We start from the raw sequence: 26,055 nt of genomic DNA on the forward strand, positions 1-26,055 counted from the left end.
AGTTAAAATGGCTTATAATGCAGGGAGCGGTCTTCCTTTTGAAGCAGCTTCAAAGTTAGGACATCTTTCATTAGTAAATAGTCCATGGATTCAACAATTAGTAACAGATTTTGATACGGTCTTAACAGAACCATCTAAAAGTCTATTAAGTAATTGGAACAACTATTCTAGTGAAGGTACTGCTCTTAATAATATTTGGGTAGTGGATGGATCTTTTGTACCCGTAAAGTCTGGGAGTTATCCCTCTAAAGAGGTAGCATTTATTAAAACTGCAATTCTTAATCTATCGAGTTATCAACTTGGAAAAATAGATAAACAATATCCTCACCCAATGGATTTACAGAAATTAATGAAAGATAACGCTTTGTTTCATTCAACAGTACTTCCTCTAAGAAATATTAAGACGAGCAGAGGCACAAATTTTGATGCAGTTAGACATATTATTTATGAATCCCTCTTGAAAGATGAGAAGGGGGCTTATTTCGAAACCTTAAAATGGTTATCGTATGAAAAATGGCAGTCTGTTCATAAAAATTCACCTAATTTCAATTGTCCTTACTGTGAACATGAACAAAGTTTTTCTTTTGATAGCAATAACAAGTACTGTGAAAATTCTATGTGTAATCAAAAGCTTTTTTTAACAGATATGATTGGATTTCATCTTGAAATGTCAGAAGAAAAGGCTCCTGATAGTTTAGCTTCTGCTTATATGTCAATAATGGAACATCTTATGTTATTCACTCTAATAAGAGTTCATTGGAATCATAATGATAAAAATCTGATAAAAGATACTCTTTTTATTAAGGATGGCCCACTTAGTTTAAATAGTCAATATGTTAAATTAGTGGATCCAATACGAAATTTTTTGGAGTATGCTAAAAATCAGAGTCGCCCTATTAATATTATTGGACAGGAGAAAAGTGGGAAGTTTGTAGATCATCTATCGACTTTTGTCCAACATATAAAACCAAAAGATTTTGGTGAACCAATGAGCTATTTAGTATTATCACATGAGTATGTAAATACTCATGTTCAAGATAGACCAACTAAAATAAATTATGGTAAACGATCAAACTGGGGAGAGAAGATATTTGTTAAGTATGATCCAACTACATTTTTAGTTTTAAATATTCCAACTGGATTTTATCTAGATTTAAAAGATGCACCAGGTGTTAATGATTTAATAGGCTTAGACAATATTTTAGCAACTTTACCTCAAATCATTAGTCACAGGTATTCAGGAGGATTGTATCCAATTGAACTTGCAAACGGGATAGCTTCATTATCAAGTTACCCATCTTCAAAAATATTAGAAAGATTTCTTTCTAGTATTTAAAAAAACCCTTTACGGAAAATACCGGAGGACAACTTTTGATTGTAGCGGACGCTACTTTCTTATGTTGTCCTCTTTTTATTTTACTAAAGGAGTGATAGATAGTGGATATCTTAAAAAACATCGATGGAAAAGCTACTCAAAAGGCCATTGAAAATATCTTACGACAATATCGTACGTATCAACTGACAACCCCTGAGGATTTGTTGCCGACGATTACAGCAAATTATTCGTTAAACATGCCATCCTATAGTGGAGGATTTCAATCAAAAGTTGAAGAAGCAGCAATACGAAATGTAGAGTATTACAAGCAAGCGAAAGCCTTTTTTGAACGATTTAATCGTGCATTTTATAAGCTGACGCAAAAAGAGCGACAGATTATTGTTATGGCTTGTTTAGAGGAAACACCTTTGTATAATTATCAAATTTCAAAAAAGCTTCATATTAGTGAGCGTACTTTTTATCGCATAAAGGCACAAGCATTGTATAAATTGGCATTAGCATTGCGCGTGGAGGTATATGAGGTGAAGAGTCAATGAATTTTGTCCAGCCAATACGTGATATAGACATGATTCGTGATGTTCGTAAAACATTGCAAGACAATCCACGTGATGAGTTGCTCTTCTGTTTTGGTATTTATACTGGGCTAAGAATAAGCGACATTTTGCGTTTAAAGGTGGGAGATGTTCGTCATAAGCAAGTGTTGTTTATAAAAGAGTCAAAGGTGCAGAAAAAGAAGCAGAATAAGACGAAACGCATTCCGATTTTAAAAGAATTGCAAAAAGTGCTCATTCCGTACATTGAAAATAAGGAAGACTGGGAATATTTATTCAAATCACGACAAGGTAAAAATAAACCAATCACAAGAGTGAGGGCATATGCTATATTACGAGCAGCTGCTTTAACTAATGGCTTAGACGAAATAGGGACACATACTCTACGTAAGACCTTTGGTTATCATGTGTATCAAGAAGAAAAAGATGTGGCGTTGCTGCAGGATATTTTTAATCATTCAGCTCCCTATATTACATTGAAATATATTGGGATAAATCAAGATGCAATCGATCAAGCTTATCAAAAATTAAATAAAAGATTGAAATTTTAAAATAGCACTGATGTTGGTGCTATTTTTATTTTGCCCATTTTAGGAAATGGTTTAACATCTTGAAATAACAAACACTTTTACACACTAAAGACATTTACAAAATAAGGACATGTAAAGCTCACAATCTGAATGGCGTGTAAAGTGTTGAGAAATCTAGCTTTTTAATACTATCTGCACATTAACAGAATGTAAGATATGTTAATGTGGTAAATTAATGGAGGGAGATGATTGTATGGATATTCTTGAATTGAAGAAACTTATTTTTTCCAATAAAGATGTAGAATTAATGCTCTTTTTGAAAAAAAGTCTAAATGTAAAAGATCACTCTAATTCTATTGAAAACTTAAAATTAATTGATGATATGGAAGAAAATGATAGGAGGTTTTTGATAGCAAGATTGGAGAGCATATATGAAAAAGCTTCATTAGCAAAGGTTGCGGCAACATGTAATACTTTAATAATAACGTTAATTATTTTACTTATTACTATCATTTTAAATGTTAAGATAGAATTCGATGAAATAATTCCTGGTCTTAGTGTAGATAAAGCGGTAGTAATCATAATGATTTTAATAATATTTATATTAATTATAGTTACATATAAGTTTTTTAATATAGAAATATATGAAAAAGCTGATGCTAAATATTATTTGTTATTATTTAAAAGAGATTATTAAAAATAAGTGGCAGACTTTTGGCAGTAATTTGGCAGAATGTTGGCACACTCTTTCAAAATGAACATGCTATTATAATACTATGCAATATTTATCAAACAACATAACGATAGGCGATGCAGCACATGCTGTGTCGTCTTTTTTTGCCTTAGGTTCTTCTACCCAAGAACGCCAGCCTGCGGGTCTCCGAAGCCCGAAAAAGGGCTAGATATAGTGCGGAAAAAGGTGTTCCTTCCATCCATTAAATTTTGTGAGGTGAGTGCATGTGTGACTGCGAAAACGAAATTGGATGATCGAACGATTGTCAATACAAAAACGATTGCCAAAATGTTTAATATGACGGAAAGGAATGTTCGTTATTTAGTCGAAGAAGGTGTGATTGCGCGTGTTGCTCATGGCCGCTATGATTTGATCGATACCGTCAGTCGCTACATTACTTTTTTGAAAATGTCCTTTGATGGTATTGATGAGAACAAAGTGATGGAGTCTATAGACTATGAGAAATGGCTGCATGAGAAGGCGAAGCGGGAGAAGGCTGAAATTGAGTTGGCGCATCTAAAACGAGAAATGCATAAGGCGGATGAGGTGGAGAAAATTCAAAATCATATGGTGATGGCATTTCGTTCAAAGATATTGTCGCTCCCCTCAAAGTCTGCATTACTTTTAGCAAGTAAGGATGACCCAAAGATGATTGAAGCATTGCTTGAAAGAGATATTCATGAGGCATTAGCAGAGCTTGCTGAGTATGATGCAGCACAGTATTTTACAGAGGATAATGTTGAATTAGAAGTGGAAGGGGATGAAGATGGTTCAAAAACAGATAATGTGACTGTTTTAAGAAATTGCAAGCTTAGTATCATCCTCTCTATAGCTAACGGTATCTCAGTGGGCGGACAAGCACCCTGTGTTATCAAAGGAATAGGCAGCTGAGCACGGGCGATAGAATACGGAGAGTGCGCCATATCAAAGAGAGACTATGGATGCAGTAAATAATCCACCAAAAATTTGTTAAGACCTCAGTACAGTGGTCTTATAGAATATTATTGAAGTAGCAAAGAAACTATTAATTTGTCACTTGAAGGTTATGTGGATAAATATACTTATAAAACAGCTAGGGAGGGAAGAAAGTAAATCATTTATAGTACAAGTCAATTATTGTTGGCTTGTTCTTTTTCAATATTTGAAAGTAAAAATAGAAATTCCATATAGAGATAATGTGAAAATTCTTATACTAATAAAAGAGTTTTGAATTCCAGAAACATCTTATGATTAGTTGTATCCAAACGACAACATAAGGGGGAATTATAAATGGCAATAAATAATGGGAATACAGATTTTGGTTTAAGGGTCACAAAAACAGGAATCAAAAGTTTAAGAATTTCTTGGAGTAAAAGGGGTGGTATAGGTTACAATGGATCAATTCAAGTACAGCGACCTGGAGACGGGGAAGTTATATTCACAAAAACTTATAATCAATCGACCACAAGAGACTCAATTACAGTTGAAACTCCTTATTTCGGAGAGTACAAAGTTCATATAAAGGCAAATAACGGTTAGATATAGCTTATATTAATGTGCATTTATCAAGAACAGCATCTACAACATATACTTATACAGCACGGGATGTACTTAATTGGAAGGTAAATGCTACATTTACAATAGGAACTTTTTTGGCATTGGGTTACGTAAGTTTTGTAGCTGTAAGTGTTACAGCAAAGATACTTTCAGTCGGTTCTTCGATTGGGAGTGTGTGGGGACATGATACTAAGTATGAGCCGTTTCCAATTCCGAAGGCAGGGGATAGGATTACTACTAAACTTGAACCAGTAGCTGATGGAGTAAAGACAACATGGTCGTACAAAGCAAAAAATGGTGCAGTATATCCTGACAAAGTACTAATAGCAAAATACTTGTCATATCCTCGATAAAAACCAAAAGCACATGTTTATTCATGTGCTTTTGGTCTTTTTAAATATTTATAAAGCTGATAAAAAAACATTATATAACCTAAAAGCAAAATTAATATTATCATTAAACTTGAAACACTTATTTCAGTAAATAAAATATCTTTAATGTTGATTACAAGACTATTTATAAACAAAAGTAGAAGGAAATTTACAATTACTTCAATAAGTTGTTTTTTTTCTTTGAAAATGAGAGGTAGTATCCATTTTAGTGAAAGAATAATTCCTAGAACTAAAAAATAGATAGACATATATGTGTCGAATTCTACAAATATTTTAGTAATACCTGTATTAATTTCCATTTCATCACCTCGTGTTTTAAGTGTTTTATGACTCAATTCATGAAGGACTACCTTTAATAATTATAAAAGGGTGTGTGAATTTCGTACAGTCAAAAAAGAAAATCGAATGTGCTTTTCTATTCAGGAACACTGAGAAATACAACGATTTTATTATTACTTATATAGAGTTTTCAACTGATGTATCACGTTTCTCCTCGTGAAAATATGAAAAATAAAAGGGATATTGAATATAAAACAAAGGGGAAATTGGAATGAAGAAAAATAGACGCGAACTTGATAAACTAGTAGAAAAATATTTGAAAATGTATCCATATATAAATAAAGAAAAAGTAGGATCTTTAACCAAAGATCAACTGATTGTGATATGTATTGATGAAATATTAAAGATTATGCCTGAAAAGGAGGTTGCTTTTGTTAAATATAGGTATTTTAAGGGGTGGTCAATAGTTAAGATTGCAAGTGAGATGAGTTATAGTCAGCCAATGATATACATCATTCGCAAAAAGGCATTGATAAAAATATATCACGGTATTAGTCACTTACTATACAGTTCAGATAAAGATTTGGACGTTGTAAGAAAACAATATAATTTATCTATTTGGAGGTAAAGAATGTTCAAATGTTCGTTTTACTATTGAATATTGTAATGATTATAGTGATGATTTAGGTAAACAACAATGGAATATCGTAGAGCAATTCAATTTTGATAGCTTAGTATTCTAAAGTGTAATGGGCGTTGAACGTGGATATATAGCTCAGTAAAATTAAAAACACTAAACCTTACAACCAACTGTGGAGGGCTTTTTTTATGAAAAAAAGGAAGGTGTCCAATGAAAACAGATACATTATATATATCACTCGTAGGCGGCTCCATGGCAGGGGTCACTTATTTTGTTGGTGGCATTGACCATTTAATTAAGGCCTTCGTTATCTTTATGGCGATTGATTATATTTTAGGCATAATGGTTGCCTTTGTTGTGAAAAACGTGGATAGCAGAAAAGCTTTAATAGGACTGTTTAAAAAACTGGCGATGATTTTGATGGTTATCGCTGCAGTGCAACTGGACTTAGCAACCGAGAGTGGAAACTTTATGCGCAATGCGATGATTCTTTTTCTAATCGGGATGGAAGGAATCAGTATGATTGAGAATCTTGGAAAGCTAGGGTTGAAAGTACCGAAGTTTTTAACGAACGCTTTTAAGCAGTTACAAATCGACAACGATGAAAAAAAGGATGATAAACAATGAGTATCACAACTACATGTCGAGATTTAGGTGAATTACTACCAGTGTCACAAACGGCTTGCAGATTGCTCTTTCAACAGTGCTATAAAGTAGGCATTCAAAATATCTTCGTCACAGAAACATACCGATCGCAAGCACGCCAAAATTACCTATATGCACAAGGTCGTACAAGACCAGGAAAAATTGTGACGTGGACACTGAAGAGTAACCATACTTCACGATTAGCTTGGGACATTGCCGTCGCTCCCCCTAAAACCCTCTATGATGTAGATACATTAACAAAAGTCGGATCAATAGCTCGTAAGTTAGGTATTACATGGGGCGGTGATTGGGCACGCAGAATTGACCGTCCACATTTTGAATTGAAACAGAATTGGAAGATGCCTAGAGGGTACAAATTAGAAGGACAAATAATCGTGCCAAGTAATAGCAAATTGAAAGTCCAATTAATAGTGAAAGACATGAAGGAGGAAATCAAGGTGGCAGATACAACATGGAATCCAGGTTCACCAGCTTTGAAAACTGAAACAGAAAACTATATTGCACAAGCGGTTAAGGATGGAATTATACAGGCTTCACACTTGAGGGACTTACAGAATGGAGTGATGACGACGGATCGTTTGATTGGTTTGTATATTACGATTCAACAAAGACGAAATAAATAAAATAGAAAGACCGCTCTACCACTTAATCATTGTGGAGGGCGGTCTCTTGATTAATACTCTCTTACTTCAAATGAAGCAATCTTGTCGAATACAATATATTCAGTTACTTTTTTATAAGGTGAGATAGTTTTTGTGAATTTGAAAGTTGACGTACCTTGAGCACTTTCAAACCAATTCAAGTAATTATTTAAAACTGTATTAGTAACATCATATTCTTTTGTAATGCCGTTTACTAGTGTGATACTAAGGATAGCACTAGAAGTTTCACTAATTGGTTTTTTAACAATTACTGTACAAGTAGCAATAAGATCAGTACTATCTAATTTGGCATAAATAATTGTTTCACCTTCGCGAAGTGCAGTAATATTTCCATCTTGATCAACAGTTGCTATACTTTCATTACTACTTGTCCAAATTACTTTTGCAGTGTCTGGACTAACAGCTGCTATTAATTTATTTTGACTTCCTTCTAATAACTCAAGTGTACTCTTATCTAAAGAAATTGATTCTAGTGTAGGAATATCGTTTTCTGATAATAAAAATCCATAGACATCGATTGCATCAAGATATAGGTCATTTTCCCATGAACCTTTAGCATTTTTTTTGATTTCTACATTATGGATGCCATCAGATAAACCTGTTTTTTCGTACACAACTATTTGACCGTTAGTAGCACCAACTAATGAAAAACTTTCTTCTTTTCCATCAATTAATATTCGTATATCTTTTGAATAACCAGAGTAATATTGAGTAATAAGTCTTAACTTTGTTCCGTTAAATACAAACATAATTTCATCATCTATCTTAGTTGTGGATGAAGCATGTCTACTCCCTTTATAATAAGAAGATGATGTACTTAACGACCAACCAGACCCTAAATATTTTATACTGGGATGTGAATCATCATATCTCTTCCAACCTATCTCAGGTTTTCTTAAGTCACTTCCAACTCTAGCGCTGTTTTCAGAAGTGTTATTTAAATTTGTGACACCTTCTTCATAATCCACAACTTCTGCTGCCAATGCACTTTCGACACTAATACTAACTAATGCTAATACCATTAATGTGAGATAAATAAAACCTTTTTTAAACAAATTAATCACTTATGTATCCTCCTTCAATATATCTAAGGGCATTAATCCAAACACCCCGCAATAACAACTTTAACCATATATAAATTAATTTACCATAATAAAAATCGGCAATTTTTGATAACAAAAAATGTCCTAATCGAATAATCATCCAGTTTTTAGGTGTAAAACAACCCCCAACCAACCCCACGTCGTTACACAAAAAAAGTCACGAAAGTCACGAAAAAGTCACATTTCTCCCGAAAACATGTGATTTTTGGCGAAAACAAGTTTTTGTACATTCGTAAGAAACCTTGCTATAATGGGCTTTGTGATTACATATGAAAGAGGGTAAAAGCATGAACGCTTACGACGAATATATGAAACAGGTAGTGAAGCCGATGCGTGAAGAGTTGGTGGAGGCTGGATTTAGTGAATTGACAACGGCTGATGCTGTAAATGAATTTATGGCGGAGGCGAAGGGGACTTCTTTAGTTGTTATCAACTCGGTATGTGGATGTGCGGCTGGGTTGGCTCGCCCAGCAGCACGTGAAGCGGTAGGTACGGTAAAACTGGATAATCTTGTAACAGTATTTGCAGGGCAAGATCCTGAAGCTACTGCTGCTATGCGTGGTTTCTTTGAGGATGTGCCACCAAGCTCGCCGTCAATGGCTATTTTAAAAGATGGGGAATTGGCTTATTTTATTCCACGTGAACAAATTGAAGGTTTTCCAGTGGAGCAAATTACAGCGCATTTAACAGGCGTTTTAGAGCAAACATGCGAGAAATAAAAACGATTGTGACTACAGCGGGCAGACCAGACGACTTGTCGATGGTGCTCGCTGATTTTGTGTGTGACACGTTACATGTTCCGTTTGTGGCTCGTAATAAGCGTTCAATTCGCAAAATCTCCGAGGAAATGCAGGCAAATGTTATTGTTGCAGGAAAAAATCGCTATGAATATTATGCATTTGGGGCAGAAGAGCCTTTTTTCTTTCATCCCAATTCAGCAGCATTTCGTTTAAAGCGAGTGGCACGCGGAGAAATTGAGCCGTTTTTAGAGGCCGTACAGCTAGAAAAAAGTGACACGGTATTGGATTGCACGCTAGGATTAGGTGCAGATGCGATGTTAGCTGCTTTCGTTGTTGGGAAATCAGGGCGAGTAGTTGGGCTAGAGGCAGATCCTAATGTGGCGTTTATTGTGGCACACGGGATGGACACATATGATACATCCGAGCTTCCTTTAACCGCATGTATGCGACAAATCGAAGTTGTACAGGCAGAAGCTATAGCATATTTAAAATTACAGCCTGACAATGCATTTGATGTCGTCTATATGGATCCGATGTTCGAAGAAATTATAGAGGAATCGAATAATTTTCAAGCACTTCGCACGGCTGGAGCACATATAACATTAACCGATGAATGGGTAACAGAAGCGAAACGAGTTGCAAAAAAACGAGTTGTTTTAAAGGCTCACTTTCGGTCGACATGGTTTGAAAAATATCATTTTTCAAGATTGACACGTTTAACTTCAAAATTTCATTATGGCGTTATTTTGAAGCAATAAGTCCATAATTCGCTTAAGTTATACTTTCAGGAACAGACTGATTTTAATGTCTGTTCCTTTTTTCTTGACAAAAATCACATCTTTACAAAAGAAAAACAATCACTTGAAAATATTATTATAATTTGAGTTAACTTTTAACTAAAAATAAGTTTACACAAATGAATTTTAGCGCTATTATAATTCACATACAAAGAAACCGGTTTTTTTGCATAAATTTTTTATAAGGTGAGGTTTTTTATATGACAACTAAAGAAATGGTATATGCGGCACTTTTTGCAGCATTAATAGCGGCACTAGGATTAATTCCTCCAATTTCAGTAGGTTTTATTCCAGTACCGATAACAGCACAAACTTTAGGTGTAATGTTAGCAGGAGGTTTTTTAGGAAAGAAAACAGGGGCAATTAGTCTCGTACTGTTTATTGTTTTAGTAGCTTTAGGTTTACCTTTATTATCGGGTGGACGAGGGGGCTTTTCGGTATTAGTTGGTCCATCAGCAGGCTATATTTTTAGCTGGCCGATTGCAGCTTTTCTAATTGGCTATGCAACTGAAAAAATATGGTCTTCTATTAAAACTTGGAAATTATTAATTATTAATTTTGTATTTGGTGTATTACTAGTTAGTTTAATTGGAGCACCAGTTATGGCATTGATTACACAAACGTCTATTTGGGCTGGTTTAGTAGGAGCGTTAGTGTATTTACCAGGTGATTGTATAAAGGCAATTATCGCGGCCATTATTGTCTTGCAATTAAGGGCAGTTAGTCCAATAGAACAAAAGCTAAATAGTGAAGTAGAATAAGATATTTTTAAAGGTGTGTGAAGAAATGAACATCATCGAACCCATTATCGAACATGCAGTTCGTCAGCCAAAGGGAATTGCGCTAATTCATGAGGAACGGTCTTATACATACGAACAATTAGTAAGTGCCATGAAAAAAATTGCAAAAGGCATTCAATGTAATGGACTTGAGCACGAAAAAATTGCGATTTTATCTAGCAATCGAATCGAATTTGTGGAAGTTTTTTTAGGGATTATGTATGCGGGTTGTGTGCCGATTTTACTTGATCCAAAGTGGAGTTTACATGAAATTGGGTTGGTGCTGAAACAAGCACAGCCGAGGATGATTTTTCTTGAGTGTATGTATGAGAAAAATTTGCATGTTTTCGAACAAATAGACACGTATGTATTTTCGGACAAGCAAATAGCTTCTTATGATGAATGGTTTTCTACTTTAACAGAAGAAGCTACGGTTAATAAAGCGAAAGACCCGTTATTTATCGGCTTTACCTCTGGGACAACTGGCATGCCAAAGGGTTACGAACGAACACACAATTCTTGGATGAAAAGTTTTATTGCGACAAAAGAAGCATTCCTGTTAAATACTTTAGAAAATTTTCTAGCACCAGGACCATTCGTGCAGTCACTGTCATTATTTGCGCTAATGCAAAGCTTATATTTTGGTGGAACGTTTTATATTATGACCGCTTTTGAGGAAAAAAAGGTAGTTAAGTATTGCAGGGAAGTGCCTAATATGATTTTATTTCTTGTGCCAACAATGATTGAAAAGCTACTTAGGTTAGATAGCTTGCAAGAAATGCATGCACAAGCAATCATTTCTTCCGGAGCTAAATGGTCAGAACAATCGAAAGCACGGGCGAAAAAGGTATTTGGCACAACAAAGTTATTTGAATTCTACGGCTCTTCTGAAGCGAGTTATATTAGTTATTTAGATGTCCATCAAACGATGCAAGAACATATAGTTGGAGAACCTTTTCGTGGTGTAGAGATTTCCATTCGAGATAACGAACAACGTGAAGTGACAATTGGCGAAGTTGGATTACTCTATGTTCGTAGTGAAATGATGTTCACTCGTTATTTTCTATTACCCGAAGAAACAAATGCAGTATTTCATGAAGGCTGGTTAAAAACAGGAGATTATATGAGGCAAGACGATTCCGGAGCGTTGTATTTAATTGGTCGAGCCAAAAACATGCTGATTACTGGTGGCTTAAATGTGTATCCAGAGGAAGTGGAAACGGTGCTAAAACGACATAGTGTAATTGATGACATGATAATAGTTTGTGTGCCAGATGATTACTGGGGGGAACGGCTTGTTGCCTGTATTAAATGGCAAGATGATCGAACGCTTTCACTAGAAGAAATTCAGCAATTTGGCGCTCAGTTTTTAGCAAGTTATAAGCTACCGAAACAATTAGTAACAGTGCAGACGTTCATCTTTACAAGCAGCGGAAAAATAGCTCGTAAAGCCATGAAAGATTGGTTAATGGAGGAATTGTCATGAGAGACGCAGTAATTGTGATGGCAAAACGAACACCAATTGGCAAAATGGGGGGGCAGCTAGCCACACTGGAACCAGAGCATCTAGTAGCCCCATTAATAAGAGAAATAATAAAAGAAACTGCATTACCAAGCGATTGTATTGATGATGTCATTTTAGGAAATGTTGTCGGGCCAGGAGGAAATTTGGCCAGACTTGCTGCTTTAGAAGCAGATTTACCTTTTTCTATTCCAGGGGTTACCATTGACCGTCAATGTGGCTCAGGGCTAGAAGCAATTAATATGGCTGCCAGATTTGTTCAAAGTGGAGCAGGAGACGTTTATTTAGCTGGTGGTGTAGAAAGTACAAGTCGTGCACCTTGGAAAATGAAAAAGCCGAGTACATTAATGGCTATGCCCCAAGTTTATTCACGTGCCCCGTTTACCCCACAGCGTTATGGCGATCCTGACATGGGTATAGCAGCTGAAAATGTAGCAATGAAATTTTCGATTTCACGACAAGCACAAGACCATTACGCATACAAAAGCCATCAAAAAGCGATTCAAGCAAGGAATTTAAATCGTTTTGACGAAGAAATAGTGCCTCTACATGTAAATGATGGCTGGGTAACTATAGATGAGTGTCCAAGAGAGAATACAAGTGTTGACAAGCTTCAATCATTAAGACCTGTATTTTTAGATAATGGTACGGTCACTGCAGGAAATGCATGCCCGCTAAATGATGGTGCGGCACTGGTTTTAGTCATGTCTTTAGAAAAATGCCGTCAATTACAATTACAGCCGATACTCCGCATTGTCGATACACAGGCTGCAGGTGTCGATCCAAATTATTTAGGGATTGGTCCAGTTCCAGCTGTACAAAAACTATTGAACAGGCAACAACTGAACGTAGAAGATATTGACATTGTTGAATTTAATGAAGCTTTTGCTTCACAGGTGCTCGCTTCAATCCAGACATTACAAATTCCTGAGGACAAGGTTAATCGAGCTGGTGGGGCAATTGCCATTGGTCATCCGTACGGCGCATCAGGTGCTATTTTAATCACCCGATTATTTTATGAAATGAAATATCAACCATATAAAAGAGGGCTTGCAACACTAGGAATTGGTGGTGGAATGGGGCTTGCAACGCTTGTGGAGGCAGTTCGATGAGATTAACAAAAAAAATAACCGTAACAGCTGAGTGGATACAGCGCTATGCTAAAAGTATAGAGGCCCCGTTACAATATCTTCATGGCAAACTCATTGCCCCTGCGACCATGCCCATTGTATTTTGGCAACAATTTGATCGAGCAATTTTTAATAATCAAAAGCCAGTTCTCCACGGGTCGCAGCAATTTTTTTATCATTTGCCAATTCAAGAAGGAATGGTATTACATTGTGAATTAGCGTTAAGTCATAAAGAGCATAAACAAGGAAAACAAGGACCAATGACTTTTTATACTTATACTTTAAACTGTTTCGAACAAGGAACAGAAATTGTGCAATTAAAAACAGTTTTGATCCACGTAGGTGCTGACATATGAAAAAAACAGTTACTGCAAAACAGGTCTACTATTATGCACAAGTATCGAAAGATGATGCCCCAATCCATGTTAATGCTGAGGCAGCGAAGGAAGCGGGCTTCGAACGCCCGATTGTGCACGGTATGTATTTAATGGGGCTTGCTCAATCATTGTATATTAAAGAACATCCGTTAAAATGGGTCGTTCGTTATGATATGCGGTTCCAAAAACCACTTCTAATAGATGAAGAAGTGACGTTTCGATTTATTGAAAAGCACAATACGATAGAAGTATCCTTATTGACCAACAACAACGACTTAATTGCTATAGGATTTTTTGTTGTGAAGGAGTTGAGATAATGAAGAAGGTCGCACTTATTACAGGGGCAACAAGAGGGATTGGTCGCAGTACGGCTATTCATCTAGCTAATAATCAATACAGTGTCGTTGTAAATGGCACGAACCAGCAGTTAATTGATGAAGTCGTCCAACAAATCCGTGCTGAAGGAAATAGGGCAGTTGGGTATTGTGCGGATATTGCTGATGTTGAAGCGGTGTCTAAGATGATTGAAGCTGTGATGGTAGAGTTTGGACAAATAGATGTTTTCATTCATAATGCTGGCAATTTACGAGATGAAAAATGTATGCGAATGACAACTGAGCAATGGCAAGATGTCATCAATGTCCATTTACATGGCGCTTTTTACTGTATTTCACGCGTACTGCCTCATTTACTCGAAAGAGGAGGCGATATTTTATTGATGACGTCAACAGCTGGACTAATGGGTTCCAAAGGCCAACTCAATTATAGTGCGGCGAAAGCGGGCATCCTTGGAATGACCTGGACATTGGCGGAAGAGTTGAAGCCATTTAATATTCGTGTAAATGCCATTTCACCTGCTGCGTTAACGGATATGACGAAGCCTGTGATTGATTTTATATCAAAAAAATATGCCCAACGCAATGAACCGTTTCCTGATTATTGGAAGGTGGGGACTCCAGAGGATATTGCCCACTTTATCGGTACATTATTAGCGCAGCAAGATGCAAATCTAACGGGAGAAATATTTGGGGTAAATGGTACAACGGTTACGAAATGGACGAGACCACAGCAAAGCATTTCTGCCAGTAGTCCAGAGCGTTTTTTCGCCATGTACGATGAGCAAAAGGGAAGTGTTTAAATGCTAGTATTTGAGCATGTCAATTTTTATCACAAAAAGAGTGCACCCATTTTAAAAGATATTCATTTTACCATACAGGCTGGTGAATTTGTATCAATTGTCGGCAAAAATGGATGTGGCAAATCAACACTTGCAAAATTAATGAATGGCTTATACCTTCCGAAAAACGGGGTTGTACGATTTCAACATTTGGAGACAAGTAATGCTGTAGATTTAAAAGAAATTCGACAGAAAATAGGTTTTATTTTTCAGAATCCTGAAGATCAATTTATTACAACGAGCGTTCGAGATGAAATCATTTTTGGGCTTGAAAATATTTGTTTACCAAAGGAAGAAATGGATCAGCGTGTTCAATGGGCTAGCAAAGCAGTTGACATGGAAACCTATTTAGATTGCATGCCACATGAATTATCCGGTGGGCAAAAGCAACGTGTTGCGATTGCGGCAATTTTAGCTATGCGTCCACAATGCATTATTTTTGATGAGGCCACGTCAATGTTAGATCCAATAGGAAGAGAACAAGTATTAACCCTCATGCACTCACTGCATCAAGCTGGTTTAACGATTGTCCACATCACACACCATATGGATGAAGTAATGCAAACAAATCGTGTGCTTTTACTTGATAACGGTCAAATTTGCTTCGATGGACATCCGATAGCTCTATTTGAAACAATCAATGTAAGAGATTTTTCCTTAGTGGAGCCTATCGCTGTCAAAATTCATCAATTAGCAAATGAAGCATGGTCATTAACACCGGACTGGGAAGGAGCAATTCGTTTACTATGGGATACGAGCTCAAAAACGTAACAGTTGAATATGATAATCAAACAGCTTTAAAAAATATTTCGTGTTCCATAGCAGATGGTAAATGGGTTGCGATTATTGGAAAAACTGGAGCAGGTAAGTCAACCTTTGTTCAATTATTTAAGGGATTAGTAGATTTTATAGGGGAATATAGACTACATAATAACCTTATTACGCTAAGTGGAAAAGGGCAAAAAAAAGATTTACAGGAAATTGGCTATGTCTTTCAATATCCAGAGCACCAGTTTTTTGAAACGACAGTTTATAAGGAACTAGCGTTTGGACTAAAACAAATAGGACAATCCGAAAAAGAAATACGAGCTAGTATTTCTGCAATTCTTCCGAAAGTAGGTTTAGATGAAACCATTTTGACGCTTGCTCCTTTTCAACTAAGTGGGGGACAAAAACGTCGTGTAGCGATAGCATCTATAATATTAATGCAGCCAAAGTTACTTATTTTGGATGAACCTACGGCTGGGCTTGACCCGATTAGTAAGTCAACGTTACTAGATTTTTTGAAGGAATGGCAATTAGAAACGAATCATACCGTTCTGTTTGTTACCCATCAAATGCAAGATGTCGCTGAGTACGCTGATGAAGTCATTGTTCTACATGAAGGAGAAATACAAGTACACTTAAATACCAATCAATTGTTTTTACAGCAGGCCCATATAGTAACAAGAGCAGGACTAACAATGCCGGAACAACTACAATTATTAAAAGTTGTGGAACAATTACTTGGGGAGAAAATAGCAGTAGCGAACTGTAAGGAGCAAACCATCTTCAATGCTGTTAAGCCATATTTACAGTTTAGGGGGAAGCTTGATGCGTAGTTCTATTATAATTGGACAGTATGTCGACAAGCAGTCCATTTTCCATCGATTAGACCCTCGCATTAAAATTATCAGTATTTTTATGCTGATGTTAAGCTTCTTATTATTAGATACAGCGACGAGCTATGTAATTGCCACTTTTTTTGTGTTTACACTATTAATTGTTTCTAAAGTACCGTTTGTTGTGATTTTAAAAGGTGTGAAGCCATTACTCTTTATCTTATCCTTTACATTTGTTTATCATCTGCTCTTTACTAAAGGACATGTATTATGGTCAATGGGAATCATCACATTTACGATTGAAGGAATTGAAGCGGGCATTCGGTTTGTCTGGCGTATTTTGCTCCTTGTTTTATTAGCTTCATTATTGACCCTTACAACGAAGCCACTTATTTTAGCTAAAGGTTTAGAAAAATTGCTAAAACCGTTATCGAAGCTCCGTGTACCGATTGAACAATTTTCACTAATGATTGTTATTGCCATTCGATTTATTCCAACTGTTTTAGAGGAGTTAAATCGAATTATACTAGCACAAAAATCAAGAGGGTTTGACATTAAATCATTACCGTTTATGAAGCGTATTTTTGCGTATATTCCAATTGTTATACCGTTGCTGTTTACAACTATACAACGGGCAGATCAATTAAGTGATGCCATAGATGCTAGAGGATATGGCGATGGTAAAAATCGCACGAGCTATATTGAACTCCACTATGAGAAAAAAGATATAATAGCAATGCTCGTAACAGTTTTGTTCGTATTTGTATTAATTTTTATTAAATGGAGTGGAATATAAAATGGAGATTTTCGGTCCAATAATTGATGATGAAACGAGATGCATACATTATCATACAGAAAAAGATATTATCGCGATAAAGTTTGCATGTTGCGAGCGCTATTATCCGTGCTATAAGTGTCATGAGGAACATGCCCAGCATACCATAAAACGCTGGCAGCAATCACAATTTCATACAAGGGCGATACTTTGTGGACATTGTAAACATGAAATGACGATTCATGATTATATGCAGTCATCATCTTGTCCGCAATGCAAGTCGACTTTTAATGCACGTTGTGCCAATCATTATCCTATTTATTTTGAAATGTAAGTTGAAGAGACTAAGTGTGAGAAGCGATATAGATACAGTGTTTTACTTTTTAAATACTTTATGTTATAATAAGACTCGTGCTATTTTGGGTAGCAACATTCAGTAATCTGGCATTCTGCTTTTTGTTTTTTAGGATACTTATTCACACTGGCGCATGCTTTGGGGCTGCAAGGACGCAAAAGAAGGTTGGGTTTGCGTTGCTTAAGTTAGAGGGCACACAGTGGAATTTTACCGCGGTGATGAAACGAAAACGTTTCCAAATAATATTCCCCAGATGATTGGGTTGAGACTTTACAATTTACAGAAATGTTACCTATTAAATACTAAAGGGGTAGCTTCGCAAACGCGAAGCTACCCCTTGTCCAATTTTTTTGATAATATTAACAGTAATAATAAATATCTGCCATTTAGCACCTGCTTTTTTAGAAAAGTTAGGTGCATTTTTCGCTTTATTTTCCTAAATAACGACAAAAAACGACAAACTATCTCTGGATTATATTACCGTTTACTATTGTGGGAAAATAAGTAATAATGAAGTACAGAGTTTTTTAAAAAATCAAATATATGCTATTTTGATTGAAAAATTCTGAAAAATGATTGAAGTGAGGGTGGCATATGAAACAAGTAAATGAGGTATCAATACCTGTATTGGACCAATTAACAGATGTAGCTCAGCAACAACAGAAAAGCTTGGAGGTATTTGTAACACTCTATTCCCACGAAAGGTTATTAGTGCGCTTAGCGGCTTCTTCCTACGAGGATCAGTATTGGCTGTATGGAGATCGTTTAATCGGTGCATTAACAAATAATTATGATAAGTCTTCTACAGGAATTACATTGTGTGCCAAAAAAATGGCCAACAAAGATAGCATCATACAGCATGCTTTCAAAGAAATTTGCTCGGTGAATGTACCAGAGGATGGTATTGAATTTGTTAGCGATGAATTAGAAATTACAACTAGTGATGAAGATCAAATTCATATTAGAATGCCTGCACAATTAGGACACATAACAACATACATAGAAATAAAGATTAACCTTTTTGATAGAATAGCAATGGCTCCAAAAACGATGGCGCTTCAGACGATACTAGATAATTCGCCAATTGAGTTATTGGCTTATCCAACAGAGCTCATGATTGCACATAAATTTAACTTATTATATCAATACCCAGCATGCGAACAAGCAATGAAAGAATATTATGATGTATACTTATTAGCAAGTACACAGAATTTTGAAGGTCGAGTTTTACAAGAGGCTATATCAGATACATTTGACCGACATAAAACAACACTAGAAAAATATCCATCAATGTTCTCTAAACAACTTTATTTAGACGCTACTAACAACAAGAGATGGCAACAATTAGTTAATCAACAGACGTTACCATTCGATAAAGTACAAAAACTTGTTCATCAATTGTTAGTGCCAATTTATGAGGAAGTAATAGTAGAGAATGAATTTTTTGAAAATTGGGATTACAAACTAGGTGATTGGCAATAAGAAAATGAAAAATCCGCGAGCTCTAATAAAGTTCGCGGATTTTTGTGAAAAAATATGAATTAGTCCGTGAAGCATAAAGAAGTTAAGTAACCTAACATTAATAAAAGACCAATACCCATTACAATTGACATACTTTGTACCTCCTTTTAAAAAACGACACATTTATACATAAATTATTGTACAATGAAATATAGAAATATGAAACCTTTTATTGGTTGGAACGTATTATATTATAAGTAGAATTACCAATTTGTACATAAAAAAGAAGGTGTTAATTAATGAAAAAGTGGGTTCAAAAAAGTATCGTAATTATGGTTGCGTTTTTAACATTTGGATTAATTACGCCAACACATGAAATTTGGGATGCATTCGATCATAATCCATCAAATCGTGCTTCGATTGGTCCATCACCTGGGACAAGCACTGCACTAGCAGCTGAACCAGAAGCAATAGCAGAAGAAGCGACCGAAATACAGCAAGATGCGATTGACTATGGTGCGTTACTTGTCGATGCAGCGAAAGAGCAGTCATATGTGAAGTTTGGGACAAAAATTGGTCCTAAAATTAGCAATGAATTTGACTCCATTATCTTCCCGAAAATGGAAGAAGCAATTGCGATGACCATTGCAAATGTAGAAGACAGATCACTGGCAAATCTCACAATTACAGAAAAACCAAGTGGTAACTACGGAGAGAAAATCTTCAACATCGTTAATAACGAAACAGGAGATGATTTAATCCGCTTCCACGTACGCACTGAAAAGCGTCCGCAAGAAGGCTATTACTATAACTTCCACTACCACAGTGCCGAAGACAACTTTATGGCTCATAACAATCTTGGTGATATTTATTGGGAAAAAAACACACCACCGAAGTGGTTGTCATAGCATACCCGAAACACTCGTATTGAATACGAGTGTTTTTTTTGCGTGGAAACCATGATATATCAAGATTTTTAGTAAATTCTTATGGAAGTAATTATTAATGTTATTGCAGATAGGGAGTGATGTAAAAAGCATGTACCTCAATTAGTACCCTAAATACATCATTTTTCAATTTCCAATTAAAAGAGGACATTCTCCTGTTAAAAACAGACAGTCAAGGCAAGTAAGTTGGATTTTATTTGGTCAATCAAATACGAACAAAGCATACTGCACTGCTGTGGAAGATTATATTTTAACTACATATGTAGATGAAAAAAAGTTCCGTAAATATTTCAGTAGAGAATAAAATAGAGAGTTAACATTCGTATTAACATTCGTCAGTATTGACCTTACTTAAATTCATATACAATTAACGAGGGGAAATAATTTTTTTAAAAATCTATTGCTGACAGATCGCCGTATGCGATGAAAGTCGCCTGTACGGTGAAGGCTCGCTATAAAATCTTGAGATAGAGAAAAGATATAAGACGAGAATAGCCAACCAAATGTAAGTATTTCGGCACCATATAATGATGGAGGAACTATACCTGGTAATTTCATTATGTCTACAAATGTGAACTTGACAGTTGCGATACCAGGGCAAAACGGTACAGTTGCTACTTATAGTAACCCTAGAAGTAATAACACAAGTATAGCAACTGCAACAATTATAGGACCAAATCCATCAGGACATGTATATTTAGATGTGAAAAAAGTTGGTTCAGGTCCAGTTAAGATTACTTTTGACTATACAGGTAGTAATGGAGCAACTGGGACAATGACCTGGACATTTAATTTTCAATAAAATTTACGTTAAAGTTCCAGTTAAGAATATACAATTTTTCGAAAGTATTTATAGAAACGAGAGATTTTCTAATGAATATCACAATGCTAAATTAAGGGAGCTTATCAAATAACTCTTGTTGTGGATGTTGATAGAGTTGGTACTCAATCTAGTCCATCAGTTTCTGTAACAATTAATTTAATTGTACTGAAGAAACATGTAGACCTCACCATTTTGGTGAGGTCCTTTTTATACATTCGTCGCATATTATTCAGTAACCCACCAAACAACAAGCAATGATTTAGGTATTATTTTTTTGGTCAAATTAAGAGTAGATACCATTAAAGATTAAACTTTCTTACCTAGTCTAAATTGTAGTGATTTAATTTTACAAATAATTGTTGTGCTTACTTCTCTCTTTCCATTTATTAAAGAGCTCACTGTCTACGAGGATTAATTCCATATCTAATGCTTTTGCATATTTAGCCAAGGTTATAGAAGATGGAATTGAGTTAAAGGTTTCCATTTTCGAAACAACACTTTTGGATAAACCACTTTTTGCTATCACTTCATCTTGACTAATATTTTTTTCTATTCTCATATTTAACAAATTAAATGCTAATTTAGTTAGCTGTTTTTCTGCTTCAGAAAGTAGTGTATGATCCATAATTTCATAATACCGCATAAAAATTTTAGGTATTATTCTTGGTGAATAATTTTCCACTTCTACACCTCATTCTTCTTTTCATATATAGTTTGCGGTTTAAACTATATGATTATATTGTGGAATCTACATGAAAGATAGAATTCACATTTTGGAAATAAATATTCAATTAAAAAGGAAACTTCTCCCTTTGTGTAGCAGAGAAAGAATCCTTTACTAGGATAATATACAATATAAAGTAAAACCATCCACCTAACGTATTAATCGAGAAGGTTTTAGTAAGGACTTGAAAATCAAAATAATTACAAATATTAGTATATTAGTCTATTGGAGATGTCGTAAATCAATTGAAATGGGGTTGTAATTGGGTATGTAGTAGGATTGCATGAACTTTAAAGTGAAAACTAATTAGGTATTAGCAAAGGATTACAAATTAGAAGGACAAGTATTCGTGCTAAGAAACAGCAAAATGAATGTTCAATTAATACCGAAAGTCATTTTTTACCTAACGATTGTGGTGAGTTTGATTTAGTTTTTACTAAGTTGTAGATGTTGAAGTGTACCATTTGTATCCAAAAAATATTAAAGACGTAATTTAGTGAAAGAAGAATAGAGGTCTTAACCACTTGAATGTCGAAAAAATGTATTGAAGGAGAGTTACTTTGAAAAAAATGGGGAGTAATCAAAGGGGAAATATCTTTATTTCATAAAAAAGTGAGGGAAAGCCATGAATATTTCGTATAAATTGATGTCTTCATTAAGCTTTGAAGAAGCGCATGTCCTATTTAATCGTGGATTTGAAGGCTATTTAGTGCCGATGAATTTATCTTTTGATACATTCTTAAGTCGATTTGCAAATGATGGATATTCTCCGGCATTATCTATCGTTGCATATGATGGAAAAGACCCAATCGGCTTTGTGCTCCAAGGAATTAGAGAAGTGAAAGGTCAAAAGATTTCTTGGAATGGTGGAACAGGTATTATTCCAGAATACAGGGGTAAGAAATTGGGCTATTCCTTGATGGAGGAAGCGGAAAAAATTTTAAAAGAACATAAAGTTTCAGTAGCAACTTTAGAGGCGCTGTCAGAAAATAAGCCAGCTATATCTTTATATGAAAAGTGTGGTTACAAAGTGGAGGACGATTTATTCTTTTTACGTGCAAATAAAATTTTAAATAGTAATGTACCAAATCTTGACGGCTATGAAATTATAAGAATGCCAGCTACCCAAACTATTGGATCAGATTTATTTTCAACAATCGTCCCTTGGCAAACGGATGCTAGTAATACGCCAAAACTAGGTGGAGAAGCTGTGATAATTTCGAAGAATGGAGAAGTGCAGGCAGCTTGTCTTATTCGAAAAAAATGTGTGTTTGGCAATAAGACAGAAAACATTACTTTATTTCAGGTGAAAGAAAATGGAAATGAAGATGCGCTAAATAAACTCCTCGCATACGCATTAGAATATGACCAAGCTATCAATCGTACAACTTATAACTTCTTAAAAGGAAATGGCCGTGTAGTTTCTTCTTTAATGGAAAGTGGTTTTGAAAATACTTCTATATCACAAGTTTTTATGACAAAAATCCTCTGAAATATTCGATCGATTATAATCGTCAAAATTACTTATTCGAGCATGGACGGACACAACCAATTTCAATTGTCACATGGCAGCAACCATATAAGTCGTCTAGCGTAGGACGTAGCAGTAAGTCCAACTGCTAATCTGTATGATGCTGCCACACATAAATAAGGCAGGAGCAATCGTTCGGAAGCTCGGCATCCTATTGTGAATAATAAGATAATCCGCACTTTTGATTATTTTAGAGATGATTCTGCAAAGGCACTTGAACTAAAAGCTAGAAACACTACTAAAATTAAACTTGAAATGAACGATAAAAGTAATTTCATATGATAGTTCCTCCTTTAATAAAAACTAATTCTCACCTTATCTTAATATTATATATAATTAGACATTTAATAATTTTATGTTTCCTCTAATTCTATTGTATTATTTTTATAAGGGGAAAACATATTATTTAAGAGAGGTGTAGTCATGGAAAACAAAAAACGCAATGTACGCAATGATGATAATAATTGGATTCCAGAAAGAAATATAGTGAAAGGATTTACTTTCAAAGGATTCCTAATTTTTATCATTATATTGATTATCGGATCGCTTGTTAATTATTTTTTAAAACAATAATTTTTTGATTATACATTTACATCTTTTTACTCTTATAAAGATTGTTTTTACCACTAATGCAACAGTACTATTAAATCCTTGTATGTAATGAATAGGCACTAAACTGTAAAATTGTTTAAATCCCTCGTATAAATTGGAAACTATCTATAAAATTTACAAAAAATATGATATACTGATTTTGTTTTACAAAAATAAAAGAGGAGGGGAAGTAACATCTACAAGGTGTGATATGTATGAGCAAATTGAAACAAAGTTTTGGAAAATTAAATAAAATTGATATGTTTTCTCCGTATTTCTTTTTGCCATTTATTTTACTGTTATATTTTTTTATCAGTTTATTTGATTGGCATAAATTTGAACAATTCGGTATACATGTATCTATATGGCCAGCTGTAATATTAGCTGTTATTTGTTATTACATAGGTGTATTGATAATTGATAAACTTGAGTGGACAATTCCATCGTTCGGACTGTCGTTCTTAGGGAAATATGTGATCCATTTTATAGTTGCCTTGACATTGCTTGGGCTAGGCTCCTATTTAATGATGATTTTTAGTGGCAACTTAGGGATTACGGACGAAGCAAATCGCCGTAATTTAGATCCAAAGTTAAACTTCTTTAGCCAATTATTATGGTTTGGTGTGTTATTGCTCTTGTCCTATAAAATGATTTTGGAAAAGACGATGACATGGAAAAAGGCAATCGTATATGGTTCAATTTTTGCAGTTGTCATGTTTTTATTTTTATTAATGGGCTACCGTACGCCACTTATCATTATGTTATTTACTGGCATCATTATTTTCCACTATGTTGTAAAAAGAGTGAAATTAACATGGTTTTTAACCGCATTGGTCGTAATTGGTGTAGCATTCTCGTTGTTTGGATTTATACGTGTCCTTACAGAAGATACGTCACAGGAATTCAATAAGCGTGAGCAACCCGATGTAGAATTAACTGCTGAGGAAAGAGATAAACTATTAACGGCTGAACAAAAAGTAAACTTAGTACCGAAATGGGTTCGAGCATTAAATGCTGAAGCTGTCACAAGTCACATCGTTTTAAGTACGATAATTGAATACACAAAAGAAGAAGATTACTTAAAAGGTGAAATTCATAAAGGAATATTTAGTACAATTTTACCTGGTGAACAAATTTCACCTCGCATGAGGGTTACAGAGGTCGTCAACTCGATTACGAGCGAACGTGGTGTAAATGTTACACGTGAACAGCGAACAACTACCCCAACATTTATAGGTCAATTGTTTTTAGATGGGGGTTATTTATTAGTTGCAATTGGCTTCCTATTATATGGTGTCTTAATTTCTTTAATTTATAATAAAGTAAAGCAAAATGGTATTCGCAGTTTCCACACTGTCGTTTACGCATTTACAATTACCGTGTTTACCGTTTCAATGCATACAGGTTTACTCGATTTAATCTTTGTTCTTATGCTTGGCTTCGTTATTATCGCATCTTCCATTATAACAACCGATAAGCGCATGCTTGATTTATAAAATATAGGCAAACTATCCTTTAAAGTTAATGGCAACTGCTTTTAAGGATTGTTTTTTTGTGGGGAAAGTTTGCCAGATTGTATTAACAACATACAAAATACAGCCTTCCCTATAGTAGGGAAGGCTGTTTATGATCAAGTTATACGCTCAAAAAACGTAATTGTTTTATTCATATCTGTTACATGTTGATTACACGTATCGCTGTCAGCACAAATGTAATTACTATGGTTCGTATAAGTGCCCACGACATTCCCTTTGATGGAAGTTGTAAATAGTCCAACATCAGCGTGACGATTACAAATTGCGCATATACCACGAACCGTATTATTTGCAAAAGTGCCTTTAATTGCTTTTAGCTTATCGTCTTGCTCAAGAATGACATATTTACGATGTGTACCAAGATCATCCCACGCGAAATAACAAATTTGTTGAAAATCTAATCGTTCTAGATTTGGCAACTTTAGCTTTTTTTCTTTTTTAAACAAGCTTTTTATAGTGCTTGCTGTAATTGGCTTAAATGGGATGACATATAACTTCAGGTCTTGTAAATACGATTCACCTGCTGCACGCTCTGTTACTGAATAAATGGGCTCAATCAGTTGGGCTTCTGAATTTGTCATGACAACATTTTCAGAAATCTCTTTTTGGACAAGGCCACGCACAGTTTGAACGACATTTGTGTCTTTGGAAGTAGCTATTGTTTGTAAAATTTTATTCATTTGTTGACCAAGTAAATTATAGTTTGCAACCGTTAAAAACGGCTGAATTGCTTGTTTTTCCATGTGAAATCACTCCTGTAAA

The 26,055-nt window shown here is 35.1% G+C and carries 31 protein-coding genes; 27 read left to right on the forward strand and 4 right to left on the reverse strand.

Annotated elements, in window-relative coordinates:
- The first annotated feature begins 7 nt into the window (after positions 1 to 7).
- The 7 genes from NSQ74_RS14860 to NSQ74_RS14890 all read left to right on the forward strand — a co-directional run bounded on the left by NSQ74_RS14860 (position 8) and on the right by NSQ74_RS14890 (position 5,039).
- Positions 8 to 1,336: a hypothetical protein gene (locus NSQ74_RS14860; protein ID WP_340824302.1), complete on the forward strand. Its 1,329-nt coding sequence runs from the start codon at positions 8 to 10 to the stop codon at positions 1,334 to 1,336.
- A 101-nt stretch (positions 1,337 to 1,437) separates the two neighbouring features.
- Positions 1,438 to 1,872, forward strand: coding sequence for an ArpU family phage packaging/lysis transcriptional regulator (locus tag NSQ74_RS14865; RefSeq protein ID WP_340824304.1), 435 nt, complete (start codon positions 1,438 to 1,440; stop codon positions 1,870 to 1,872).
- Complete coding sequence (locus NSQ74_RS14870) at positions 1,869 to 2,438, forward strand: tyrosine-type recombinase/integrase (RefSeq protein ID WP_340824306.1); 570 nt, start codon at positions 1,869 to 1,871, stop codon at positions 2,436 to 2,438. Before NSQ74_RS14865 ends, NSQ74_RS14870 begins: the two co-directional genes overlap by 4 nt.
- A 232-nt stretch (positions 2,439 to 2,670) precedes the next feature.
- A complete protein-coding gene (locus NSQ74_RS14875) occupies positions 2,671 to 3,114 on the forward strand; it encodes a hypothetical protein (protein ID WP_340824308.1) in 444 nt (147 codons plus the stop codon).
- Positions 3,115 to 3,378: 264 nt separating this feature from the next.
- Positions 3,379 to 4,041 (forward strand): hypothetical protein, encoded by a 663-nt coding sequence (locus NSQ74_RS14880; protein WP_340824310.1) that lies wholly within the window; start codon positions 3,379 to 3,381, stop codon positions 4,039 to 4,041.
- 378 nt (positions 4,042 to 4,419) lie between these two features.
- A complete protein-coding gene (locus NSQ74_RS14885) occupies positions 4,420 to 4,668 on the forward strand; it encodes a hypothetical protein (protein WP_340824311.1) in 249 nt (82 codons plus the stop codon).
- 113 nt (positions 4,669 to 4,781) lie between these two features.
- A complete protein-coding gene (locus tag NSQ74_RS14890; protein ID WP_340824312.1) occupies positions 4,782 to 5,039 on the forward strand; it encodes a hypothetical protein in 258 nt (85 codons plus the stop codon).
- 17 nt (positions 5,040 to 5,056) lie between these two features.
- Here NSQ74_RS14890 and NSQ74_RS14895 read toward each other — a convergent pair whose 3' ends face one another.
- Complete coding sequence (locus tag NSQ74_RS14895; protein ID WP_340824313.1) at positions 5,057 to 5,377, reverse strand: hypothetical protein; 321 nt, start codon at positions 5,375 to 5,377, stop codon at positions 5,057 to 5,059.
- A gap of 251 nt (positions 5,378 to 5,628) precedes the next feature.
- Between NSQ74_RS14895 and NSQ74_RS14900 the strand changes: the two genes are divergently transcribed.
- The 3 genes from NSQ74_RS14900 to NSQ74_RS14910 all read left to right on the forward strand — a co-directional run bounded on the left by NSQ74_RS14900 (position 5,629) and on the right by NSQ74_RS14910 (position 7,286).
- Positions 5,629 to 5,985 carry a hypothetical protein gene (locus tag NSQ74_RS14900; protein ID WP_340824314.1) on the forward strand — a complete coding sequence of 119 codons (357 nt, stop codon included), beginning with the start codon at positions 5,629 to 5,631 and terminating at the stop codon, positions 5,983 to 5,985.
- Between the two features lie 222 nt (positions 5,986 to 6,207).
- The gene (locus NSQ74_RS14905; RefSeq protein ID WP_340824316.1) at positions 6,208 to 6,624 is read left to right on the forward strand and encodes a phage holin family protein; all 417 of its coding nucleotides are present in this window, start codon (positions 6,208 to 6,210) and stop codon (positions 6,622 to 6,624) included.
- Complete coding sequence (locus NSQ74_RS14910; RefSeq protein WP_340824317.1) at positions 6,621 to 7,286, forward strand: M15 family metallopeptidase; 666 nt, start codon at positions 6,621 to 6,623, stop codon at positions 7,284 to 7,286. The genes NSQ74_RS14905 and NSQ74_RS14910 overlap by 4 nt, the downstream gene beginning before the upstream one ends.
- 50 nt (positions 7,287 to 7,336) lie before the next feature.
- Here NSQ74_RS14910 and NSQ74_RS14915 read toward each other — a convergent pair whose 3' ends face one another.
- Positions 7,337 to 8,389, reverse strand: a complete 1,053-nt coding sequence (locus NSQ74_RS14915) for an Ig-like domain-containing protein (RefSeq protein WP_340824318.1) — start codon at positions 8,387 to 8,389, stop codon at positions 7,337 to 7,339.
- Between the two features lie 326 nt (positions 8,390 to 8,715).
- Between NSQ74_RS14915 and NSQ74_RS14920 the strand changes: the two genes are divergently transcribed.
- From NSQ74_RS14920 to NSQ74_RS14990, 15 genes are all read left to right on the forward strand, one after another.
- Positions 8,716 to 9,147, forward strand: a complete 432-nt coding sequence (locus NSQ74_RS14920; protein WP_340824319.1) for a BrxA/BrxB family bacilliredoxin — start codon at positions 8,716 to 8,718, stop codon at positions 9,145 to 9,147.
- The gene (locus tag NSQ74_RS14925; protein ID WP_340824320.1) at positions 9,135 to 9,926 is read left to right on the forward strand and encodes a class I SAM-dependent methyltransferase; all 792 of its coding nucleotides are present in this window, start codon (positions 9,135 to 9,137) and stop codon (positions 9,924 to 9,926) included. The genes NSQ74_RS14920 and NSQ74_RS14925 overlap by 13 nt, the downstream gene beginning before the upstream one ends.
- Positions 9,927 to 10,165: 239 nt before the next feature.
- Positions 10,166 to 10,726 carry a biotin transporter BioY gene (locus NSQ74_RS14930; protein WP_340824322.1) on the forward strand — a complete coding sequence of 187 codons (561 nt, stop codon included), beginning with the start codon at positions 10,166 to 10,168 and terminating at the stop codon, positions 10,724 to 10,726.
- Positions 10,727 to 10,751: 25 nt separating this feature from the next.
- The gene (locus NSQ74_RS14935; RefSeq protein ID WP_340824324.1) at positions 10,752 to 12,230 is read left to right on the forward strand and encodes an AMP-binding protein; all 1,479 of its coding nucleotides are present in this window, start codon (positions 10,752 to 10,754) and stop codon (positions 12,228 to 12,230) included.
- Entirely contained in the window at positions 12,227 to 13,378 is a 1,152-nt protein-coding gene (locus NSQ74_RS14940; protein WP_340824325.1) for a thiolase family protein, read from the forward strand. The genes NSQ74_RS14935 and NSQ74_RS14940 overlap by 4 nt, the downstream gene beginning before the upstream one ends.
- Positions 13,375 to 13,752 carry an FAS1-like dehydratase domain-containing protein gene (locus NSQ74_RS14945; RefSeq protein WP_340824326.1) on the forward strand — a complete coding sequence of 126 codons (378 nt, stop codon included), beginning with the start codon at positions 13,375 to 13,377 and terminating at the stop codon, positions 13,750 to 13,752. Before NSQ74_RS14940 ends, NSQ74_RS14945 begins: the two co-directional genes overlap by 4 nt.
- Complete coding sequence (locus NSQ74_RS14950) at positions 13,749 to 14,090, forward strand: MaoC family dehydratase (protein ID WP_340824327.1); 342 nt, start codon at positions 13,749 to 13,751, stop codon at positions 14,088 to 14,090. Before NSQ74_RS14945 ends, NSQ74_RS14950 begins: the two co-directional genes overlap by 4 nt.
- Positions 14,090 to 14,911 (forward strand): SDR family NAD(P)-dependent oxidoreductase, encoded by an 822-nt coding sequence (locus NSQ74_RS14955; RefSeq protein WP_340824329.1) that lies wholly within the window; start codon positions 14,090 to 14,092, stop codon positions 14,909 to 14,911. The genes NSQ74_RS14950 and NSQ74_RS14955 overlap by 1 nt, the downstream gene beginning before the upstream one ends.
- Positions 14,912 to 15,721 carry an ATP-binding cassette domain-containing protein gene (locus tag NSQ74_RS14960; RefSeq protein ID WP_340824330.1) on the forward strand — a complete coding sequence of 270 codons (810 nt, stop codon included), beginning with the start codon at positions 14,912 to 14,914 and terminating at the stop codon, positions 15,719 to 15,721.
- A complete protein-coding gene (locus NSQ74_RS14965) occupies positions 15,697 to 16,551 on the forward strand; it encodes an ATP-binding cassette domain-containing protein (RefSeq protein ID WP_340824331.1) in 855 nt (284 codons plus the stop codon). Before NSQ74_RS14960 ends, NSQ74_RS14965 begins: the two co-directional genes overlap by 25 nt.
- Positions 16,544 to 17,347, forward strand: coding sequence for an energy-coupling factor transporter transmembrane component T family protein (locus tag NSQ74_RS14970; RefSeq protein WP_340824332.1), 804 nt, complete (start codon positions 16,544 to 16,546; stop codon positions 17,345 to 17,347). Before NSQ74_RS14965 ends, NSQ74_RS14970 begins: the two co-directional genes overlap by 8 nt.
- A 1-nt stretch (position 17,348) precedes the next feature.
- Positions 17,349 to 17,660 carry a CHY zinc finger protein gene (locus tag NSQ74_RS14975; RefSeq protein WP_340824334.1) on the forward strand — a complete coding sequence of 104 codons (312 nt, stop codon included), beginning with the start codon at positions 17,349 to 17,351 and terminating at the stop codon, positions 17,658 to 17,660.
- A 615-nt stretch (positions 17,661 to 18,275) separates the two neighbouring features.
- A complete protein-coding gene (locus NSQ74_RS14980; RefSeq protein ID WP_340824335.1) occupies positions 18,276 to 19,163 on the forward strand; it encodes a nucleotidyl transferase AbiEii/AbiGii toxin family protein in 888 nt (295 codons plus the stop codon).
- A gap of 278 nt (positions 19,164 to 19,441) precedes the next feature.
- Positions 19,442 to 20,050 carry a YpjP family protein gene (locus NSQ74_RS14985; RefSeq protein WP_340824337.1) on the forward strand — a complete coding sequence of 203 codons (609 nt, stop codon included), beginning with the start codon at positions 19,442 to 19,444 and terminating at the stop codon, positions 20,048 to 20,050.
- A 598-nt stretch (positions 20,051 to 20,648) separates the two neighbouring features.
- Positions 20,649 to 20,891, forward strand: a complete 243-nt coding sequence (locus NSQ74_RS14990; protein ID WP_340824339.1) for a hypothetical protein — start codon at positions 20,649 to 20,651, stop codon at positions 20,889 to 20,891.
- Between the two features lie 367 nt (positions 20,892 to 21,258).
- On the opposite strand, the gene NSQ74_RS14995 is transcribed toward NSQ74_RS14990, so the two are convergent.
- On the reverse strand, positions 21,259 to 21,594 hold the full coding sequence (locus NSQ74_RS14995; RefSeq protein ID WP_340824340.1) for a helix-turn-helix domain-containing protein: 336 nt from the start codon (positions 21,592 to 21,594) through the stop codon (positions 21,259 to 21,261).
- Between the two features lie 667 nt (positions 21,595 to 22,261).
- Between NSQ74_RS14995 and NSQ74_RS15000 the strand changes: the two genes are divergently transcribed.
- Together NSQ74_RS15000 and NSQ74_RS15005 are read left to right on the forward strand one after the other, a co-directional pair.
- Positions 22,262 to 23,128 (forward strand): GNAT family N-acetyltransferase, encoded by an 867-nt coding sequence (locus NSQ74_RS15000; protein ID WP_340824342.1) that lies wholly within the window; start codon positions 22,262 to 22,264, stop codon positions 23,126 to 23,128.
- A gap of 845 nt (positions 23,129 to 23,973) precedes the next feature.
- Positions 23,974 to 25,254, forward strand: coding sequence for an oligosaccharide repeat unit polymerase (locus tag NSQ74_RS15005; protein ID WP_340824343.1), 1,281 nt, complete (start codon positions 23,974 to 23,976; stop codon positions 25,252 to 25,254).
- Between the two features lie 134 nt (positions 25,255 to 25,388).
- On the opposite strand, the gene NSQ74_RS15010 is transcribed toward NSQ74_RS15005, so the two are convergent.
- A complete protein-coding gene (locus NSQ74_RS15010) occupies positions 25,389 to 26,036 on the reverse strand; it encodes a FusB/FusC family EF-G-binding protein (protein WP_340824344.1) in 648 nt (215 codons plus the stop codon).
- Between the last annotated feature and the right edge of the window lie 19 nt (positions 26,037 to 26,055).

The organism is Lysinibacillus sp. FSL W8-0992, assembly GCF_038008685.1.
In the GTDB taxonomy this organism is placed as follows: Bacteria; Bacillota; Bacilli; order Bacillales_A; family Planococcaceae; genus Lysinibacillus.